At 72.7% G+C, this 19,456-nt stretch carries 16 protein-coding genes; 6 read left to right on the top strand and 10 right to left on the bottom strand.

What is annotated here, in order from left to right; genetic code table 11:
* The first annotated feature begins 188 nt into the window (after positions 1-188).
* The gene (mihF, locus tag ABZS51_RS38490; RefSeq protein ID WP_310711026.1) at positions 189-494 is read left to right on the top strand and encodes an integration host factor, actinobacterial type; all 306 of its coding nucleotides are present in this window, start codon (positions 189-191) and stop codon (positions 492-494) included.
* Positions 495-687: 193 nt separating this feature from the next.
* On the opposite strand, the gene ABZS51_RS38495 is transcribed toward mihF, so the two are convergent.
* Both ABZS51_RS38495 and ABZS51_RS38500 read right to left on the bottom strand, forming a co-directional pair.
* Entirely contained in the window at positions 688-1,335 is a 648-nt protein-coding gene (locus ABZS51_RS38495; RefSeq protein ID WP_355452038.1) for a response regulator transcription factor, read from the bottom strand.
* Positions 1,326-2,561: a sensor domain-containing protein gene (locus ABZS51_RS38500; protein WP_355452041.1), complete on the bottom strand. Its 1,236-nt coding sequence runs from the start codon at positions 2,559-2,561 to the stop codon at positions 1,326-1,328. Before ABZS51_RS38500 ends, ABZS51_RS38495 begins: the two co-directional genes overlap by 10 nt.
* Before the next feature lie 217 nt (positions 2,562-2,778).
* Between ABZS51_RS38500 and ABZS51_RS38505 the strand changes: the two genes are divergently transcribed.
* Entirely contained in the window at positions 2,779-4,071 is a 1,293-nt protein-coding gene (locus tag ABZS51_RS38505; RefSeq protein ID WP_355452044.1) for an acyltransferase, read from the top strand.
* Here ABZS51_RS38505 and ABZS51_RS38510 read toward each other — a convergent pair.
* Together ABZS51_RS38510 and ABZS51_RS38515 are read right to left on the bottom strand one after the other, a co-directional pair.
* A complete protein-coding gene (locus tag ABZS51_RS38510) occupies positions 4,004-4,834 on the bottom strand; it encodes an ATP-binding cassette domain-containing protein (RefSeq protein ID WP_355452047.1) in 831 nt (276 codons plus the stop codon). The genes ABZS51_RS38505 and ABZS51_RS38510 overlap by 68 nt on opposite strands.
* Positions 4,831-5,523: an FCD domain-containing protein gene (locus ABZS51_RS38515; protein ID WP_355452049.1), complete on the bottom strand. Its 693-nt coding sequence runs from the start codon at positions 5,521-5,523 to the stop codon at positions 4,831-4,833. The genes ABZS51_RS38510 and ABZS51_RS38515 overlap by 4 nt, the downstream gene beginning before the upstream one ends.
* Positions 5,524-5,625: 102 nt before the next feature.
* Between ABZS51_RS38515 and ABZS51_RS38520 the strand changes: the two genes are divergently transcribed.
* On the top strand, positions 5,626-6,120 hold the full coding sequence (locus ABZS51_RS38520; RefSeq protein ID WP_355452052.1) for an N-acetyltransferase family protein: 495 nt from the start codon (positions 5,626-5,628) through the stop codon (positions 6,118-6,120).
* Positions 6,121-6,356: 236 nt separating this feature from the next.
* Positions 6,357-8,864: a DUF3516 domain-containing protein gene (locus tag ABZS51_RS38525; RefSeq protein WP_355452079.1), complete on the top strand. Its 2,508-nt coding sequence runs from the start codon at positions 6,357-6,359 to the stop codon at positions 8,862-8,864.
* A gap of 215 nt (positions 8,865-9,079) precedes the next feature.
* On the opposite strand, the gene ABZS51_RS38530 is transcribed toward ABZS51_RS38525, so the two are convergent.
* On the bottom strand, positions 9,080-9,658 hold the full coding sequence (locus tag ABZS51_RS38530; RefSeq protein WP_355452055.1) for a hypothetical protein: 579 nt from the start codon (positions 9,656-9,658) through the stop codon (positions 9,080-9,082).
* 17 nt (positions 9,659-9,675) lie between these two features.
* Between ABZS51_RS38530 and ABZS51_RS38535 the strand changes: the two genes are divergently transcribed.
* On the top strand, positions 9,676-10,179 hold the full coding sequence (locus ABZS51_RS38535) for a DUF2087 domain-containing protein (protein ID WP_355452058.1): 504 nt from the start codon (positions 9,676-9,678) through the stop codon (positions 10,177-10,179).
* Positions 10,180-10,435: 256 nt separating this feature from the next.
* On the opposite strand, the gene ABZS51_RS38540 is transcribed toward ABZS51_RS38535, so the two are convergent.
* Complete coding sequence (locus ABZS51_RS38540) at positions 10,436-10,708, bottom strand: hypothetical protein (RefSeq protein ID WP_355452061.1); 273 nt, start codon at positions 10,706-10,708, stop codon at positions 10,436-10,438.
* Between the two features lie 208 nt (positions 10,709-10,916).
* On the opposite strand from ABZS51_RS38540, the gene ABZS51_RS38545 reads away from it, so the two are divergent.
* Positions 10,917-11,183 carry a hypothetical protein gene (locus ABZS51_RS38545; protein ID WP_355452064.1) on the top strand — a complete coding sequence of 89 codons (267 nt, stop codon included), beginning with the start codon at positions 10,917-10,919 and terminating at the stop codon, positions 11,181-11,183.
* Between the two features lie 109 nt (positions 11,184-11,292).
* On the opposite strand, the gene ABZS51_RS38550 is transcribed toward ABZS51_RS38545, so the two are convergent.
* From ABZS51_RS38550 to ABZS51_RS38565, 4 genes are all read right to left on the bottom strand, one after another.
* Positions 11,293-14,079 carry a LuxR C-terminal-related transcriptional regulator gene (locus ABZS51_RS38550; RefSeq protein WP_355452067.1) on the bottom strand — a complete coding sequence of 929 codons (2,787 nt, stop codon included), beginning with the start codon at positions 14,077-14,079 and terminating at the stop codon, positions 11,293-11,295.
* Positions 14,080-14,430: 351 nt separating this feature from the next.
* The gene (locus ABZS51_RS38555) at positions 14,431-16,062 is read right to left on the bottom strand and encodes a beta-N-acetylhexosaminidase (protein WP_355452070.1); all 1,632 of its coding nucleotides are present in this window, start codon (positions 16,060-16,062) and stop codon (positions 14,431-14,433) included.
* A 22-nt stretch (positions 16,063-16,084) separates the two neighbouring features.
* Complete coding sequence (locus ABZS51_RS38560; protein ID WP_355452073.1) at positions 16,085-18,037, bottom strand: NPCBM/NEW2 domain-containing protein; 1,953 nt, start codon at positions 18,035-18,037, stop codon at positions 16,085-16,087.
* Between the two features lie 11 nt (positions 18,038-18,048).
* The coding region (locus ABZS51_RS38565) for an alkaline phosphatase D family protein (protein WP_355452076.1) at positions 18,049-19,456 on the bottom strand (1,408 nt) is incomplete at its 5' end.

Genomic DNA, 19,456 nt, shown 5'->3' on the forward strand with positions numbered 1-19,456 from the left:
GGAAGACGAACGCGCCCAGCCGGCGGCGTCCCCGAGGAGGGCGTGGCCCGTCCCCGGGCGGCCGCGCCGGCGTGGCGCACCCCCTGAGCGGACGCTTTCCGCACCAAGAACCGCTGGTATCCGCCATGATTAGCCACTGCACTACGGGTAACAGAACCCCGAACGTTTAACTCCCCGAGGAGACAGAGATGGCACTTCCCACTCTTACCCCCGAGCAGCGCAAGGCGGCTCTGGAGAAGGCGGCCGAGGCCCGCGCGGCGCGTACCGCCCTGCTGGCCAAGGTCAAGGCCGGCGAGATGTCGTTCTCGCAGCTGCTGGAGCGCGATGACGACATCGCCAAGAAGATCAAGGTGTCGCAGGCGCTCCGCGCGGTCAAGGGCGTCGGCCCGGCGAAGGCGACCGCGCTGATGGAGGAGGCGGGCGTCGACGAGAAGCGCCGCCTCGGCGGCCTGGGCGCCCAGCAGCGCAAGAAGCTGGTCGAGGCGCTCGGCTAGAACCCGGGTGTCCGGGTCCTGGAGACCGGGTGGCCGGGTCCGCGCGGGTGTGCCGCGCGGACCGGCCGGCCGCCCGGCCCCGGAACCCCCGGCAGAGCCCGGAACGACCCCCAGGACCAGCCCCGGAACGACAACAGAGACCAGCCCCCGAGCGCGGGAGCCGGCCCCCGGCGGGGTCAGGAGCGCAGGTAGGTCAGGAGCGCAGGTAGGTCAGGACGGCGAGGACGCGGCGATGCTGGTCGCTGTCGTCGGCGTAGAGACCGAGCTTGCTGAAGATGCTCCGGATGTGCTTCTCCACCGCCCCGTCGCTGATCACGAGCTGCCTGCCGATGGCCGGGTTGGACCTGCCCTCGGCCATGAGCCCCAGCACCTCGCGCTCGCGCGGCGTGAGCTGCGCCAGCGGGTCGTTCTTGCGCCTTCGTACCATCAGCTGCGACACCACCTGCGGATCGAACACGGTCCCGCCCCCGGCCACGCGCCGCAGGCCCTCCAGGAACTCGTCCACGTCCACGACCCGGTCCTTCAGCAGGTAGCCCACCGCGCCCCGGGCGTCGGCCAGCAGGTCGTCGGCGTACGAGACCTCCACGTACTGCGACAGGATGAGCACCGGCGCCCCCGGCACCCGCCTGCGGGCCTCGACGGCGGCGCGCAGGCCCTCGTCGGTGAACGACGGCGGCATCCGCACGTCCACGACCGACACGTCCGGCCGGTGCTCGTCCACGGCCGAGACGAGGGCGTCGCCGTCGCCGACGGCCGCCACCACCTCGCAGCCGAACTCCTCCAGCAGCCTGACCAGGCCCTCCCTGATCAGAACCGCGTCATCGGCCACGACTACGCGCACGGCACCTCCGCCACGATCACTGTCGGCCCGCCGTCGGGCGAGTCGACCGTCAGCTCCCCGTCGACCGCGCGGAGCCGGTCGGCGAGCCCGGCGAGACCGTGTCCCTTGGCGACGTGTGCGCCGCCGACACCATCATCCCCGATCGTCAGCATGAGGAAGTTCCCGGTCCGGCTGAGCTGGATGGTGCAGAGGGTCGCGCGGCTGTGCTTGGCGATGTTCGTCAGGGACTCGGCGACCACGAAGTAGATCGCGTTCTCCACGGCCGCCTGGAAGCGCCCGACGATCTGCACGTCCAGCTCCACGGGCACCGTGCAGCGGCCGGCCAGGGCGGCGAGCGCGGGCGCGAGCCCGCGGTCGGACAGGATGGGCGGCGCGATGCCCCGCGACAGGGCGCGCAGCTCGTCGAGCGTCTCGCGGGTGGCGGAGATCGCGGAGGTGATCGTGGCCTGCGCCCCCTCCGGGTCCTTGGCCAGCTGCCGCTGCGCCCGGGACAGCTCCATGGCGAGCGAGACGAGGCGCTGCTGGGGGCCGTCGTGGATGTCGCGCTCCAGCTTGCGCAGGGCGTTCGCCTCGGCGGAGACGGCGGCGGCGCGGCCCTCGGCGAGGTCCTCGATGCGCTCCTGGAGCTGGGCGACGCCCGTGAGCAGCCCCCGGCCGAGCGCGGAGCGCACCAGCGCGGCGGCACGCACCGTGACCGGCATGAGCACCAGGCCCAGCAGGCCGAGGGAGACGTAGAAGATCGAGTTGACGCCGTAACCGTCGCCGAGGCCGAGCAGCTCGGGCAGCTCCACGTTGCCCGGGATGCGGGAGGTCACGATGCCGTAGACGGGGTAGAGCAGGCCGGCGAGCGGCACCGCCCAGAACACCACGGTCAGCACGAAAGCGATGATCGCCATCGGCAGGTTCAGGATGCCGTGGAGCAGGTCGAGCCAGGACTGGCCGCTGGTCAGGGGGTTGATCAGCCGGCGGAACCGGCCGGCGCCCTCGGGGGCGGGGCGGTAGCGGGGGCGTACGGGCGGTTGGCCAAGGACGTCGGACAGCCAGCCGCGCTCGGCGTCGGCGAAGCCCCTCGCGACCATGAGGGTGCCGGCCAGGAGCGGCACGCCGACCCACACGACCGCGGTGCCGACTCCGGCGGCGAACCCGGCGACCAGGATCGCGAAGCCGATGACGGTCGTGGGGAAGCCCACGAGCGTGTAGCGCGTGTCGAGCAGGACACGCCTCATGAGGGAGAGCATGGCGCAACGCTATGCCGGAGTCGTCGCGGTTTCGACCCGGTGCGCAGGCATGCCGCGGTAGGGCAGGCCCTACCCCGGCGGGTGGTGTGGTCTCGACCCGGACTCGGTGGCCCACGGCAATGTGCCGGCGTGCCCCGACCGGGAGCCTGGGTTCATCTCCTTCCCCGATGAACCCCGACGACCCCCGCATGAATCGAGGCCCCCCGTGACCGTGCTCCTCGACCGCCCGGCGACGCCCGGAGGCGGTGTCGCGGCCGGCCTGCCGCGCGTCGCCAGGGACCCGTTCATCGACGTGCTGCGCGTCGCGGGCATCGCGCTGGTGGTGTTCCAGCACTGGACGATCCCGGTGCTCGCCTTCGACGGGACCACTCTGACGACCGGCAACGCGCTGGAGACGCCCGGGGTGTGGGTGGTCACGTGGCTCAGCCAGGTGATGCCGCTGGTGTTCTTCGCCGGCGGAGCCGCCAACGCGATCAGCTTCCGCCGTGCCCGGCACGACGGGCCGCGCTGGCTGGCCACGCGGCTGCGGCGGCTCGCCTGGCCGCTGCTGCCGCTGGCCGCCGTGTGGATCCCGCTCCCCCACGCGCTGGCGGCGCTCGGCGTCCCGGCCCAGCCGCTGGAGACGGGCACGCGGCTGACCGGCCAGCTCCTGTGGTTCCTCGCCGTGTATCTGATCGCGGTGACGGCCACGCCGCTGATGGCTCGCCTGCACGACCGGTACGGCGGGCGGGTCCCCGTGGCGCTGGCCGCCGGTGCGGTGCTGACGGACGTGGCCCGCTTCTCCACGGGCGTGGACGCGCTGGGCTATCTCAACATCGTGTGCGTCTGGCTGGCGGTCCACCAGCTCGGCCTCCTGTACACGGAGGGGCGGATCACCCGGCCGGGCGTCATGGCGGCGGGCGGGTTCGGGGCCGCGGCGCTGCTGGTGTGGGCCGGACCGTACCCGGGCAGCATGATCGGCCTGCCCGGCGCCGAGATGTCGAACATGGCGCCCCCGACGCTGGCGATGCTGGCCGTGGCGTTCGGGCAGGTGGGGCTGGCCCTGCTGCTGCGCGAGCGGATCCTGCGGCTGCCGCTGGGCGGGCTGCTCAGGTGGGCGGGGCCGCGGGTCATGACGGTGTACCTGTGGCACATGCCGGCGCTGTTCGCGGTCACCGGCGTCGCCGTGGTGGGGCTGGGGCTGGACACGCCGGTGCCGGGCAGCGCGGCATGGTTCGCCGGATGGCCGCTGTGGTTCGGCGCGCTGTGCCTGGTGATGTGGCCGCTGCTGCAGGTGTTCGCCCGGTTCGAGGAGCCGCCCGCGCTGCCTTACCGGCCGGGCGGGTGGCCGGGGGCGCTGGTCACGGCGGCGCTGGTCGGCGCCGGTCTGCTGACGCTCACGGTGGCGGGGTTCGCGCCGGGGGCCGCGCCGGTGCCGGCGGTGGCGGCGGTCATCGGCGGGCTGCTGCTGACGACGCGGCGCCCGCACGCGCGCTCCACCGCCCGTCCTCGCACGTGATGCGCACCGGATGGTCGAAGCAGGCGCTGACGTGGCCGGTGGTCAGCACGTCCTCGACGGGCCCGGCGACGAGACACCGCCCGCCGCGCAGCAGCATGGCGTGGGTGGTGCTGGCCGGCAGTTCCTCCAGGTGGTGGGTGACGAGGACCGTCGCCAGCGATGGGTGCTCGCGCCGGAGCGCGTCCACGCTGGCGAGCAGCCGCTCGCGCGCCGCCAGGTCCAGGCCGGTGGCGGGCTCGTCGAGCAGGAGCAGCCTGGGCCGGGGCATCAGCGCCCGGGCGATCAGCGCCCGGCCGCGCTCGCCCTGGGACAGCGTGTCCCAGCGGGCGTCGCGCCGGGCGGCGAGCCCGAGCATGGCGGTGAGCCGGTCGGCGCGCTCGACCTCCCCGGCGGCCGGCGACCAGCGGGGCACGAGCGCCGCCGTGTTGGTCAGACCGGTCAGAACCACCTCGCCCAGCCGCAGCGGCCCGTCGGGCGCATGACGCGGATCGACGTGGCCGATGAAGGAGCGCAGCTCCCGCACGTCGACCCGGCCGAGTCGGCGGCCGAGGACCTCGACGGCACCGCGCGTGGGATGGGTGACCGCGCCCAGGAGCTTGAGCAGCGTGGTCTTGCCCGCGCCGTTGGCGCCCAGCAGCGCCCAGTGCTCGCCCCGGCGGACCGTCAGGTCGATCGAGCGCAGCAGGTGAGCGCCGTCGCGGACGACGTCCACGCCGGCCACGCGCAGCACGGGGCCGGCGGCGGACGGGGTGGAGACGATCATCCTTCGGCCGGCCGTGCGCGCAGGAACTCCATGAGGCCCTCCAGGTTGTCCACCGTGGCGGCGACCGCCGCGCCGGTGTCTCCGCGGGCCAGCGCCTCCAGCAGCCCGGCGTGGTGGCAAGAGACGTCTGGCATCGCGGTCTCGTGCGTCACCATCTCGGCCATGACCTCGCGCAGCACCGGCCTGGCCGAGGCGAACAGCGCCACCAGCGCCGGGTTGCCGGACAGCTCCATCACCGCTTGGTGGAAGTCGAGGTCGGCGTCCACGAAGGCCGCCGCGTCGCCGCCGATCTGCTCCTGACGCCCCCGCAGCGCCGCCCGGAGCCCTTCGATGTCCTCCGGCCGCGCGCGCCGCGCCGCCAGCCTGGCGCCCTCGACCTCCAGGGCCCGGCGCACCTCGCACGCCTCCAGCGCCCTCGCCCGCCGCAGCAGCGCCCGTACGTCGGCCGCCTCCCCCGCCTCACGGGCCGCGAAGGTCCCCGACCCGTGGCGGACGTCCAGCAGCCCCTCGCGGGCCAGCACCCGGACCGCCTCCCGCACCGACGACCGGCCCACGCCCAGCTCGGCCGCGAGCCGCTCCTCGCTCGGCAGCCGCTCGCCCGGCTTCCAGAACCCGTCCCGGACCCGCTCCCGTAGGAGCCTTTCGAGCTGCGGCACCACGGGCCCGCGCGTCAACCCCGACTCGACCATGCCGCCACCGTAGCAGACCTCAGACGTCTGAGGACTTGCCGGCTGGGGCGGTGAACCGGCGGAAACACGCCTGTCACACGCGGGTCGCCACAATGGCGTGACATGACGACACTACGACCGCTGTCCGAGGCCGACCTGCCGGCCGTCGCCGCCATCTACGCCCACTACGTCGACCGGACCGTGGCCACCTTCGACGAGACGCCTCCCGGCGTCGAGGACTGGCGGGGCAAGACGGCCGCCATCACGGGGGCCGGGCTGCCGTTCCTGGTGACGGAGGAGGACGGCGAGGTGACAGGGTTCGCCTACGCCGGCCCGTTCCGTCCCAAGCCCGCCTACCGGCACACGGTCGAGGACACCATCTACCTGGCGCCCGGGGCGACGGGACGCGGGCTGGGACGGCTGCTGCTGGGCGAGCTGATCGAGCGGGCCGCCCGCGCGCGGGCGCGGCAGATGGTGGCGGTGATCGCCGACAGCGGCGACCCGGCCTCGCTGCGGCTGCACACGGCGTTCGGCTTCGAGCAGGCGGGGCGGCTGAGGGGCGTCGGCTTCAAGCACGACCGCTGGATCGACACGATCCTCCTCCAGCTCACCCTGTGAAGTGAACCGGTTCGAAGCACCAGGTTCCCCGCGCACGCCACAACGGACGGCGCGCATCGGGCAGCCGGTTCGGAGCACCGGGGTTTCCACCCCACTCCCCCCGCACACCACAACAGACCGCGCGCATCGGACAGGCGGTTCCAAGCACCGGGGTTTCCACCCCACTCCCCCCGCACGCCACAACGGACGGCGCGCATCGGGCAGGCGGTTCGGAGCACCGGGGTTTCTTCGGCAGGATAGGGACCGTGAGCCTTCTCATCGACCGCCTTCCCGAAGAGATCGACGCCGACCCCGACGCGATCTTCGACGCCTTCGTCTCCTGGAACTCCGAACGGGGGCTCACGCTCTATCCCGCCCAGGAGGAGGCGCTCATCGAGGTCGTCTCCGGCAGCAACCTGATCCTGGCGACCCCCACGGGCTCCGGCAAGAGCCTGGTCGCGGCCGGCGCGCACTTCGCGGCGCTGACGCGCGACATCCGCACGTTCTACACCGCGCCGATCAAGGCGCTGGTGTCGGAGAAGTTCTTCGACCTGTGCGCCGTCTTCGGCACCGAGAACGTCGGCATGATGACCGGCGACGCCAGCGTCAACCCCGGCGCCCCCATCATCTGCTGCACCGCCGAGATCCTCGCCAACGTCGCACTGCGCGACGGGGCGGCGGCCGACATCGGCCAGGTCGTCATGGACGAGTTCCACTTCTACGCCGAGCCCGACCGCGGCTGGGCCTGGCAGGTGCCGCTGCTGGAGCTGCCGCACGTGCAGTTCGTGCTGATGTCGGCCACGCTGGGCGACGTCTCGATGTTCGAGCGCGACCTGACCCGGCGCACCGGCCGGCCGACCTCCGTGGTCAAGCACGCCGAGCGGCCGGTCCCGCTGGTCTACTCGTACCGGATGACGCCGCTGCACGAGACGCTGGAGGAGATGCTCTCGACCGGGCAGGCCCCCGTGTACGTCGTGCACTTCACGCAGGCCGCCGCGATGGAGCGGGCGCAGGCGCTGATGTCGATCAACATGGCGACGAAGGCCGAGAAAGAGGCCATCGCCGCGATGATCGGCGGTTTCCGGTTCACCACGCGCTTCGGCCGGGCGCTGTCGCGGCTCGTGCGCCACGGCATCGGCGTGCACCACGCCGGGATGCTGCCCAAGTACCGCCGCCTGGTCGAGCGGCTGGCCCAGGCCGGCCTGCTGAAGGTCATCTGCGGCACCGACACGCTAGGCGTGGGCGTCAACGTGCCGATCCGCACCGTGCTGTTCACGGCGCTGTCCAAGTACGACGGCAACAAGGTGCGCCGCCTGCGGGCCCGCGAGTTCCACCAGATCGCCGGCCGGGCCGGCCGGGCCGGGTTCGACACGATCGGCTACGTGGCCTGCCAGGCGCCCGAGCACGACGTCGAGAACGCCAAGGCCCTGGCCAAGATCGGCGACGACCCGAAGCGGCGGCGCGGCTACGCCCGCAAGAAGCCGCCGGAGGGGTTCGTCGGCTGGAGCGAGGAGACGTTCGAGAAGCTGCAGACGGCCGAGCCGGAGCCGCTGGCCTCGCGCTTCAAGGTGAGCAACGCGATGCTGCTGGCCGTCATCAACCGGCCCGGCGACTGCTTCCAGGCGATGAAGCACCTGCTGACCGACAACCACGAGGACCGCAAGTGGCAGCGGCGGCACATCAGCCAGGCCATCGCCATCTACCGGTCGCTGCTCGCGGGCGGCATCGTCGAGCAGCTCGGTGAGCCCGACGAGCAGGGCCGGCGGGCCCGGCTGACGATCGACCTGCAGGAGGACTTCGCGCTCAACCAGGCGCTGTCCACCTTCGCGCTGGCCGCCTTCGACCTGCTCGACCAGGAGGCGCCCGGCTACGCCCTCGACATGGTCTCCATCGTCGAGTCCATCCTGGACGACCCGCGCCAGATCCTGTCCGCCCAGCTCAAGAAGGCCAGGGGCGAGGCGGTCGCGCAGATGAAGGCCGACGGCATGGAGTACGAGGAGCGCATGGAGGCGCTCGCCGAGGTCATGTACCCGATGCCGCTTGAGGACCTGCTGCTCGGGGCGTACGAGACGTACCGGCGGGGCCATCCGTGGGTGGGCGACTACACGGTCAGCCCCAAGTCGGTGGTGCGCGACATGTACGAGCGGGCGATGACGTTCGGCGAGTACATCCAGTTCTACGAGCTGGCCCGCTCGGAGGGCACGGTGCTGCGCTACCTGGCCGACGCCTACCGGACGCTGTCGCGCACCGTTCCCGAGCACCTGAAGACCGAGGACCTGGTGGACCTCATCGAATGGCTGGGCGAGCTGGTCAGGCAGGTCGACTCGTCACTGATCGACGAGTGGGAGAAGCTGGCCAACCCCGCCGAGGCGCTGGAGGCGCACCAGCAGCTGGAGACCAGAGTGCGGCCGGTCACGGCCAACACGCGGGCGTTCCGGGTGCTGGTGCGCAACGCGATGTTCCGGCTGGTGGAGCTGTGCGCGCTGGAGAAGGAGGCGGAGCTGGAGGAGCTGGCTCCGGACGTCGACTGGGGCGCGGCGCTGGACGCCTACTACGACGAGCACGAGGAGATCCTCACCGACGCCGACGCGCGCGGGCCGGCGCTGCTGCGCATCGAGGAGGAGAGCGGGCTGTGGAAGGTCCGCCAGACGGTCAAGGACCCGGCGGGCGACGGCGACTGGGGCATCGACGCGCAGGTCGACCTGGCGGCCTCCGACGAGGAGGGCCGGGCGGTGCTGCACGTCATCGGCCTCAACCGGCTCTGATCCCGTGCTGGGAGCGCTTGGAGCCCGGCGGCCCCCGGGCCGACGCCGGGCTCGACGTCCCCCGCTCCGGTCACACCTGGTGATCGCAGTCGATCACGGGGACGCGCGGCGGGAGAGATAGCCGTGTGCCGGAACGGACTGGCAACGGCGTTCCGGCACACGCCTGTTCCTCAATCCTCGCGGGGAAAGGTTCTTGATGGGGTCATGGCAATGTCTCAAGATCGGGACATTTCGCACCTCGCGATGCGGCAGATCTTGAGGAGCATCCGCTGGGCGTCCTTGGCCTGCTCCCGGTAGTCCGCCTGGGCGGGCCTGCCCCACTCCCCCGCCCGCGTGTAGAGCAGGAGGGCGTTGGCGCGGCGGGCCACCACGGCGCGCTCGCCGCCGATGGCCGGCTTGCCGCCCTGGTAGCTCTGGCCGGAGACGGTCACGGCCTCGTCGCCGAGGGTCAGCGGCGCGACGGCGTACCGGTAGCCGGCGGTGCGGCAGCCCACGGCGGCGGCGCGCAGGTCCTTCATGGCCTTGCGGGCCGCGGCCTCGGAGGCGTAGAGGACGACCTGCTCGGACTTGGAGTAGTCGGGGACGGCCGTGTAGACCACGGTCTTGGCGGCCACCCGCCCGGCCCGGCCCAGCTTGGGGCGCTCGCACGGGTCCACCACCAGCGGGGCGGTCTTCCTGGCGCTCACGCTCCAGCTCGTCTCCGGGTCGTCGTCCTTGACCGCGGCGGCCTTCTCGGACAGCAGGAACCCGTTCGGGATGGACACGGCGGCGGCTAACACGAGACTGATCAGCATGGTTCAAAATAGTACGAATGAGTGACGAGGACATCAGAAGGGTTCTGGGCCTGCTGTCGCAGGAGGACACGCTGCGCGCGTTCGCCTCCCTGGTGCTCGGCGTGGGCGGCGAGCAGCCGCCGAAGGCGCTCGACCGGCTGGCCGGCGGCGGCCTGGCCGCGCGCGGCGAGGACGGGACGTGGCGGGCGACCCCCGAGCGGTTCCGCGACCTGCTGCGGGAGCGCGCCGAGCCGGCCGCCGCGCTCAGCGAGGAGGAGCGCCTGCTGCGGACGTTCCTGGTGGACGGCCGGCTGCGCACGATGCCGATGAAGCGCGAGAAGCGGCTGGTGGTGCTGCGCTACATCGCGCGGCTGTTCGAGCCGGGCGTGCGTTACGCGGAGAAGGACGTGAACGTGACGCTGCGCGCCTTCCACGACGACTACGCGGCGCTGCGCCGCTACCTGGTGGACGAGGACCTGCTGTCGCGGGAGGGCAACGTCTACTGGCGCAGCGGCGGCCCGGTCGACGTCCAGGACGGCTAGGACCAGCGCCGTTCAGGTAGTGGCGGGGTGGCGGTGTCAAGGGCCGCGGTCCGCAGCACCTGGTAGGCGGTCAGCAGGGCCCATACCTCCTGACCCGGCCGCTACCCCGACCGTTCTGACTGCGGCAACGTGTTCCAACAGCGGAGCTCCTGTGGTGAGGATGTCTTGGAGTGACAGACCTCTTCTGCAGCAGCTCCGCTGCTTTGTTCACCGACCTTGACGAACAGCCCTCTTTCTTAAGCGAACGGCGTTGCCCCTAGAAGAGCAGCCACATTTTCCAGTCCCAGTCGGGGTAGCCAGGAATCCCGTTGTCGAATTCTTCGCAGTACCACGGCTTGCCCGTCTTCTTCGCGGCCTCGACACACTGGAACTGATACTCGTAGGCCGCGACAGCGTGCCAGGTAGGAGGAGCGGCCGCGTGCTCCTGGCCCGTGGTGGCGTTCGCCGCCGACGTCCCCAGCATGCTCATCCCGGCGAAGAGGGCGGCGGCCACCGCCATGGCATTGCTTCCGCGTCTGATCGCTCGCATACACACTCCTTTTTCGCTTTTCTTCTGTGCTTCTCCAACGGTATGGAGCTGACGGCGCCGCCGAATCCGTCACATAACCGGTTCATGGCGCGAATGGCGAGAATAGCGCCCGCCGCACCGGCGGACAGGACCAGTCGCATGACAGATGCCAGGCGAGACCACGTTCCTTACCGTTCGGTTGTACATCGTCAAGCGAAAGGAAATACCCATGCGATCGCTCAGATGGTCCCTGAGTGCGCTGGTCATGGCCGGCGCCGTCGTCGCGGGGCCCGGCGTGTCGGCCGCACCCGCGGCTGACGCGGCGGCAACCCAGGCGGCCGCGATGGAGCCGGACAGCTGGTACCGCTACAAGCGGTACGACTACGAGGAAGTATGCAAGTCCGTGGGGCTCGCGAAGTTCTCGATATGGGAGTGCGTGCCGGTGGAAATCGTGCCGGCCAGAGTAATCGTCTACGACCTGTGGTACTTCGCGTGACAACACGGGCGTCCATCGCTCCCGGCAAGGGCGCCGAGGACGCGCCGTGAGACAGGCCACCACCTCGCCCCGGTCCTCTCCGCAGGACCGGGGCCACCCGCGCCATCCATCAGCCGGCGACTCGTGCGCCTTCCCCGAGATCGAGCCTGGCCAGCTCTGCCCGGGACGCCACGCCCAGCTTGGGATAGGCCTTGTACAGGTGGTAGCCGACGGTCCTCGGGCTGAGGAAGAGCTGCGCGGCGATCTCCCTGTTGCTCAAGCCCTTGGCCGCCATCCGGATGATCTGCAGTTCCTGCGGCGTCAACCGGTCCAGCGCTCCGATGGGACCACGTCCCTCCACGACCTGGCGCTCGCCGGCGGCACGCAGCTCCGCGCGAGCGCGCTCAGTCCACGGACGCGAGCCCAGCCGTTCGAAGATCTCCGCGGCCGACCGCAACCGGCGTCGAGCATCCGCGCGACGTCGCATCCGGCGCAGCCATTCCCCATACAGCAACTCCGTACGGGCCCGCTCGAACAACCGGCCACCCCGCAGATGCAGCCGGAGAGCCTGGACGTAGTACCGCTCGGCGTCCTGCTCCGAGGCCAGCAGCGCCCTGCATCGCAGCGCCATCGCGCCGGCCCACGGCGCGGGCGTCTGCGCCGCCCACACCTGGACCCGCTCCGACGCCCCCACCGCGAAGTCGTTCCGGCCCGCCCGCACCGCCGCCTCGACCAGGTCCGGCATACGGTGCATGACCATCACGGCACGGGCGGCGGGCCCGAAGGCACCGAAGTCCTCGGCCCGGCGCACAGCGGCTTCCGGCCGTCCCATGGCGAGGTCGAGCAGGTTCAGCGAGACGCAACGCATGCCCCCGATGGCGGCGTCATGGACGTCGGCGATCTCCTCCGCCAGTGCCAGGCACCGCTCCTCATCGCCCTGGATCGCAGCCAGATACGTCATGACGCCGGTCAGCAGGGCCGCGTAGTGTCCCTGATCGGTGTCACGCGCGACGCGCAGCCCCTCACTGGCGCTGGCCAGCGCCTCCCGGTGCCGTCCCAGGAACATCTGCGAGCGTGCCACGAGCAGGAGCGCCAGCGGGAGTAGCCCGATCGCCCCCTGGGCTCGGCACTCGCGCTCGATGGCCGCGGCCCTTTCGTAGGCGACCATGTCGTCGCCGATCACCAGGTCCCATATGGCGAGCTGCGCGCGTTCCTGAAGCTGTACCGGCTCGGCGCTGTCACGCAGGCCCTCGATCAGGTCCCGCAGCCCTGCCAGGCCCGTCGGCGGCTCCTCGGCGGCCAGGCCGCCCATGCCGGTGAGCGCCCGTGTCAACGGCCGGAGCCGCCCGGCGAGGGTGGTGCCCAGCTCGGAGACGCGCGCTGCCGTCCGCGCCAGAGCGGTGTAGTCACCGCCCATCCAGGCCGGCGTGAGCGCTTCGAAGTACAGCGTGACGGCCACGTCCTCGGCCTGCGCGCTCACGGTCTCCGCCGCCCGGGCCAGCAACGTGTGGGCGGTCTCCGCGTGACCGTTCGCCATCGCGATCCTCGCGCGGGTGCGCGCGAGACAGGCCAGCACCGTCGGGCCGGCCGCATCCGGCGCCGCCCGATCGGCGAGCTCTGCCGCACGCGCGTACAGCCCCGCGTCCGTGGCGGCCGCGGCGGCCGCGGCGAGGCGACGCCCTCGCTCCCCCGGGTCAGGGCTGAGCTGAGCCGCCCGCTCGCACGCCGCGGCCACCGCGGCGTACCCGCCCCTGGCGCGAGCGTGCTCCGCGCTGCGCTCCAGCGCCGCGGCGCTCTCCTCGTCGGGGCCCGTGGCCGCGGCGGCCAGATGCCAGGCCCAGCGGTCCACATCGCCATGACGTCCGGCCAAGGTCTCCGCCAGCGCCCGATGGACGGCCAGCCGCCTCACCAGCGAAGCGACATGATAGGCGGCGGTACGTGCCAGCGGATGCCGGAAGCTGACGCGACCATCGCCGACGCGGATCAGGCCCGCGGCCTCGGCGGCGTCCATGTCCGCCAGCTCTGCGCCGAGTTTCCGCGCCGCACCCAGCACGACGTCCAGGGCGCCCGTGTCGTCCGCGGCGGCCGTCAGCAGCACGGTCCTGGCGCCCTCTGGCAGCCGCTCGACTCGGTCGCGGAAGAACTGATGAACCCGGCCGGGAACGGAGTGGGATCCGATGCCGACGGCGTGAATGGGCTCCTCGTCCGCGGACTGCGCCGGGGTGAGCAGCGCGGGCAGCGCCAGCAACGCCATCGGGTTGCCCCGTGCCTCTTCCAGGAGCTGATCACGCGCCCCCGGGGCCAGGCCACCGGCGTGCCTGCTCAGCAGGTCGGCGGCGTGCGCGGTGTCCAGCCCGGTCAGGCGCAGGTCCGGCACGCCGGCGGCGGGAAACGGGTGCTCATGCTCGCGAGCGGCCTCATCCTCGCGAGCGGCGAACAGCAGCACGACGCCCTCCGCCTCCAGCCGGCGGGCGGCGAACAGCAATGCCTCGGCCGACGCGTGATCGAGCCATTGCGCGTCGTCCACCAGGCACAGCAGCGGACCCTGCTCCGCGATGTCGGCGAGCAGAGTGAGCACCGCCAGCCCGACCAGGAACCGATCCCCACCCGACGCGGGCCCCACACCGAGCGCGCTGCGCAGCGCCCGTCCCTGCCTGTCGGGCAGCCGGCCGATCCGGTCGTGAGCGCCACGCAGCAGTAGGTGCAGCGCGGCGAAGGGCAGTTCCGTCTCCGGCTTGAAACCCGCTCCTCGTAACACCCGTGTCCCGCCACCGGCCGCCTCGGCGGCGTAGTCGAGCAGCGCCGACTTGCCGATCCCGGCTTCCCCGCGCAGCACCAGGGCCCCGCTATGGCCGGACCGGGCCTCCACGAGCAGACGATCGATCGCCGCCCGTTCCGCAATCCGCCCTATGAGCACGACGAATCCCTTCGCTCGAGGCTGTCCAGCGGTGCCGGCGCTCCGATCTGCCCTTGATGCCGATCTACCCTTTGCGCCGGTCGCCAGGAGCGTTCACCCACGGCGCGCTCTTTCGAGCAGTCGCGTCGCCGGATCAGTCACAGAAGTCCCCACCATAGAGCTCCCGCTCTGGTCGCGAATCCGTCAAGCGACTGGGTCTCGGATCGCTCGCGAGAAGGGGATCCGCCGGCAACCGCCGTCCTTCGACAGATGCGGAGCGCACGGGTCCAGACCGTTCGCGTGGACCGGGGTGCGTCGCCGTGGGTTGACCGACGCCGCGCGGGTAGCGCGTCGTTGCCGGCCGACCTGTGGTTACCAGGGCTCGCGGATGTTGCGGGTCAAGGCGTCGATCTTCGCCTCCCAGGCGGCGTCGTCCTCCGGCCGGCCGGGCACCCCGGGCAGGGTCTGCCAGGGCAGCGGCCCGCCCTCGCGCCGGTACTCCACGCCGATCGCGTCCAGCCTGGGCAGGTGCGCCGCCAGCCGTTCGCGGAAGTCCGGCAGGTCCCGCCCGGCCGGGCTCCACACGGTCTCGGCGAAGGCGGCCAGCCGGGGGAAGGCCATGTAGTCCACGCGCCTGGCCGAGTCGATGAGCTCGGTCCAGACCGCGCACTGCGCGCCGAGCACCCGCGCCTCGGCGGGATCGCCGCGCAGCGCGGCCGGCACCGGCTCGAAGGCGTGGACGTCCTCCAGCGTCAGCACCGTCCCGAACGGCGCCGGCTCGTCCGGCCCGGGACCCTGCCGGTAGTCCAGGTAGACGGAGGTGTTGGGGCAGGTGACCACGTCGTGGCCGCGCCGCGCGGCTGCGACCGCGCCGTGGTCGCCCCGCCACGAGGCGACCACCGCGCCCGGGGGCAGGCCTCCCTCCAGGATCTCGTCCCAGCCGAGCAGCCGCCGCCCCCGCGAGGCCAGGTGGTCGGCGAAGCGGCGGATGAGCCAGCTCTGCAGCTCGTCCTCGTCGCGCAGCCCCAGCTCGGCGATGCGGCGGCGGGCGGCGGGGCTGGCCCGCCACTGGTCCTTGCGGCACTCGTCGCCGCCCACGCTCACGTACGGCCCGGGGAACAGCTCCAGCACCTCGTCGAGGACGTGCTGGAAGAACGCGATGGTGGATTCCTCGACGTTGAGCACGTTGACGCCGACGCCCCAGGTGGTGCGCACCTCCAGCGGGGTGGCGAGGTTGCCCAGCTCGGGGTGGGCGGCGATGGCGGCCTGGGTGTGGCCGGGCAGGTCGATCTCGGGCACGACCGTGATGTGCCGGGCGGCGGCGTAGGCGACGATCTCGCGCAGGTCGTCCTGGGTGTAGTAGCCGCCGTGCGGCCGGCCGTCCATGGGGCCGTCCCAGCCGACCTGGCTCTCCCTGCGCCAGGCGCCGACCTCGGTGAGCCGCGGATAGCGCCGGATCTCCACGCGCCAGCCCTGGTCGTCGGTGAGGTGCAGGTGCAGGACGTTCAGCTTGTGCAGCGCCATCAGGTCGACGAAGCGCAGCACGTCGTGCTTGGGCAGGAAGTGGCGGGCCACGTCCAGCACGCAGCCGCGCCAGGCGAAGCGCGGCGCGTCCTCGACGTACGCGGCCCGCACCTCCAGCGGCGGCGCCCCGGAGCCTGCCGCCCTGCGGTGGGCGCGGGGCGGCAGGAGCTGCCGGAGCGTCTGCGCTCCGTAGAACGCCCCGGCGGGGCCGCCCGCCTCGATCCGCGCGCCGCCGGTGTCCACGGTCAGCCGGTACGCCTCGGGCGGCAGGTCCGCCAGGACGAGGCTGATCGTCCCCGACGGCCCGTCTCCGGCGGCCGGTCCGCCCGGCAGGAGCTCGCCTCCGGTCACCGGGCCGAGCTCCGCGCGCAGCCAGGAGGCCACCTCGCCGAGGGCGGGGTCGGCGGCGAGCGCGGTGTCGCGGTCCAGGAGCCAGCGGCCCAGGCGGGGCTCGTACCGGACGGGCTTGGGAACGATCATGTGCTCTCTTTCTCCTCGTGGATCAGTCGCAGGTGATGGCGGCGTCGGCGAAGTCGGCGTGGTCGGAGGTGGCGTTGTCGCCGCCGTTGGTCGCGACCAGGCGCACGAACCGGGCGCCGCGCACGGAGGCGGTGATCTTCTTGCCGGGCTGCGCGCCGGTGAGCACGCCGGAGTACGCGACGCGGCCGCCGTCCGCCCAGACCTCGAACCCGGCCGAGCCGCCGGTGCCCACCTCGTCGTCGATGCCGGCGGTGAACTCCACGCTCCGGCAGCGGCCGGCGGTGTGGAACTCGATGTCGGCGGGCGCGTGCGCGCCCAGTCCCTTGGCGTACCGGACGCCCTCGATCGTGAGGGGCCGGCCGTCACCGGCCGCCTTGTCGCCGTTGCTGGTGTCCCGCTCCACCGGGCCGAAGTAGTTCTTGGCCGAGGTCCACGGCAGGTCGCTGAGGTACGTGCGGCCGGGGCCCGGCGCCTGGGCGACGGCCACGACGGCGGTGCCGGTGGCCGTCCCGCCCGTGAAGGCGGCCGTGGTGGTCAGGTCGTAGGCGCGCGGCTCCGTCCCCGCGGGCGGGGTGACCGCCCAGGTGACGGTGAACGCCTCCCCGGCGTCGAGCCGGGCCCGGGTCGCGGAGGTACGGGCCTCGGCCTTCCACCCCTCCGGCACGGCGAGCGTGACGCGCAGGTCGCGGAGCCGGCCGGTGCCGCCGGTGTTGACGACCCGGGTGAGGATCTCCCGCTCCTTGCCGGGTTCGAGCGTGCCCGGCCGGTCGTCGCCGAGGAAGGCCGGCGGGTCGGTCTCCACCGTCACCAGCGGCGGGGCCTGCTCCCGGCTCTCGCCGACGCGGTACATCACCGCGCCGTGCGCCGGCACGTGCGCCGACAGCTCGCCCGTGGTGGTGGCGACCTGCCCGGTCCACAGGTCCTCGGCGCGGTAGCGCGAGGCGGGCAGCCGGTGGGAGACGGTCGCCGCCCGGTTGCTCTCGTTGAACAGCACGATCGCCTGGTCGCCGCCGTCGAGGGGCTTGGCCAGGACGTGGTACCAGCCGTCGCTGCGCACCAGCCGGGCCGGGACGCCCAGACTGTCCTGGTTCACGGCGATCACCTTGGGGTTGGCGATGATCGCGCGCGGGGCGGTGGCCGGGTCGGCCTGGAGGACGAGCGGGGCGGCGCCGGCCGCCCAGAGGGTGAACTGGGTGCGGTACTCGGCGTCGGTCATGCCGCCCCGGCCGGCCTGGATCAGATCCGGATCGGCCCAGCTCCCCGGGCCGGCGTACTGGACGCGGAGCTGGTTGGTCTCCCAGACGTCCGCCATGGACGCGTAGGCGTCGACGAGGGGCCGGTTGTAGACGTTGGTCCGCCAGGTGGCCGCCTTCGCGTCCTTGGCCCACAGCCACGGGACGGTGCTGCCGTCCTCGTTGTTCATGGCGAACGTCACGGAGTCGCCGAGGGCCTCGCGCATGCGGGGGTAGAGGGTCTGGGCGATCTGCTGGACGTTCTGGCCGGGGAAGTCGGCCGTGGGTACGGCGCACCAGTCGTACTTGACGTGGTCGACGCCCCAGCTGCGGACCAGCTCGGCGTCGGCGGCCTCGTTGCGGTACGAGCCGGGGCCGCCGCCCGAGCACGCCTTCGTGCCCGCCGACAGGCTGAGCCCGAGCCGGAGCCCGAGGCCGTGCAGGTGGTCGGCGAGCGCCTTGATCCCGCCGGGGAAGCGGGCCGGGTCGGGGGCGAGGGCGCCGTCCGCGCGTTGCGGAGCGAGCCAGCAGTCGTCGACGAGGACGAGCCGGTAGCCGAGGGGCGCCAGGGCGGCGAGCCCGGCGGCGGCCTGCCGTACCGACGTCTCGGAGACCGAGCAGCCCTGCGAGCGGCTGCTCCACCCCATCGGCGGGCCGTCGGAAGGCGCCGCGGCGGCGCCGGGCACCGGGAGCAGGGGCAGCGTGAGGAGGGCCGCCGCGGCGGCGGCCGTGAGTTTGCGCATCGGGGGTCCTGTCAAACCTGGTTGAGCCGGGGGGCGCCGGGCTCGATGACGAAGGAGCCGGAGGTGTAGGCGGGGGCGTACGGCTCGGTGACGCGGGACAGCGACCGGAAGTCGACCGTCATCTCGCGCTCGGTGAGCCGGGCGCGGACGTAGCCGCGGCGGCCGTTGAAGAACTTCACGTGCGGGTTCTCGGCGAGCAGGACGCCGGTGTTGGGGTACTCGTCCAGGCCGTCCCCGGCGCTGGTCACGGACGTGGTGACCAGCTCGACGGCCACCGCCTCCGACTCGGGGTCCTGGAAGCTGCGCTTCACCTCGCCGGCCCAGTGGGAGTGGACGTCGCCGGTGAGGACGACGGCGTTGCGCCTCGTGGCCTCGATGGCGGCGGTCAGCCGGTCACGTGAGGCGACGTAGCCGTCCCAGCCCTCGTTGGAGTAGCCCTTGCCCTCGCCGTTGGTCCAGTCCATCTCCATCATGAACACCTGCTGGCCGAGCAGGTCCCAGGTGGCCGCAGAGTCCTTGAGCCGGCCTTCGAGCCACGCCTCCTGCTCCTGGCCGAGGATCGTGCGGTTGGGGGCCAGGCGCTCCTGGCAGTCGGGGCCGACCGTGCCGCTCCTGCCGGTGCAGGCGTACAGGTCGCGGTACTGGCGGGTGTCCAGCAGGTGCAGGTTGGCCACGGCGCCCCACCGGAGGGTGCGGTGCAGCCGCAGGGACGAGCCCTGGGGCCGCTGGGCGCGGCGCAGCGGCATGTTCTCGTAGTAGGCCTGGAAGGCGTCGGCGCGGCGCTTGAGGAACGGCGGGTCGGGCTGCTCGGGGACGTCGCCGGCCCAGGCGTTCTCGATGTCGTGGTCGTCCCAGACGACCGCCCAGGGGGCGACCGCGTGGGCCAGTTGCAGCTCGGGGTCGGCCTTGTGCTGGGCGTGGCGTAACCGGTAGCCGGCCAGGTCGAGGCACTCGCCGCCGGCCTGGTCGCGCACGGGGTACTTGTAGTCGCCGTACTCGTAGATGTAGTCGCCGAGGAACGCGATCAGGTCGGGCTCCTCCTCGGCCATCCGCCGGTAGGCGGTGAACCAGCCGGTCTGGTAGTCGGCGCAGGAGGTGAAGGCCAGGTTGAGCTCCCGGCTGCGCGTGCCCGGGGCCGGGGCGGTGACGGTGCGGCCCACGGGAGAGATCTCGCCCTCGGCCTTGAAGCGGTAGAAGTACTCGGCGCCCGGCTGGAGGCCGGCGGGCTCCACGTGGACGCTGTGGGCCTCCTCGGGCCGGGCGGTCTCGACGCCCTGCCGTACGACGTGACGGAAGCCCTCGTCCCGGGCGAGCTGCCAGTGGACGGCGACGGGCCGGGACGGCATGCCGCCGAGGCCGTCCGGGGCGAGCGGGTCGGGGGCGAGGCGGGTCCACAGGACCACGCCGTCGGCGGCCGGC

The sequence above is a fragment of the Nonomuraea sp. NPDC005501 genome, from assembly GCF_040605905.1.
Classification (GTDB): domain Bacteria; phylum Actinomycetota; class Actinomycetes; order Streptosporangiales; family Streptosporangiaceae; genus Nonomuraea.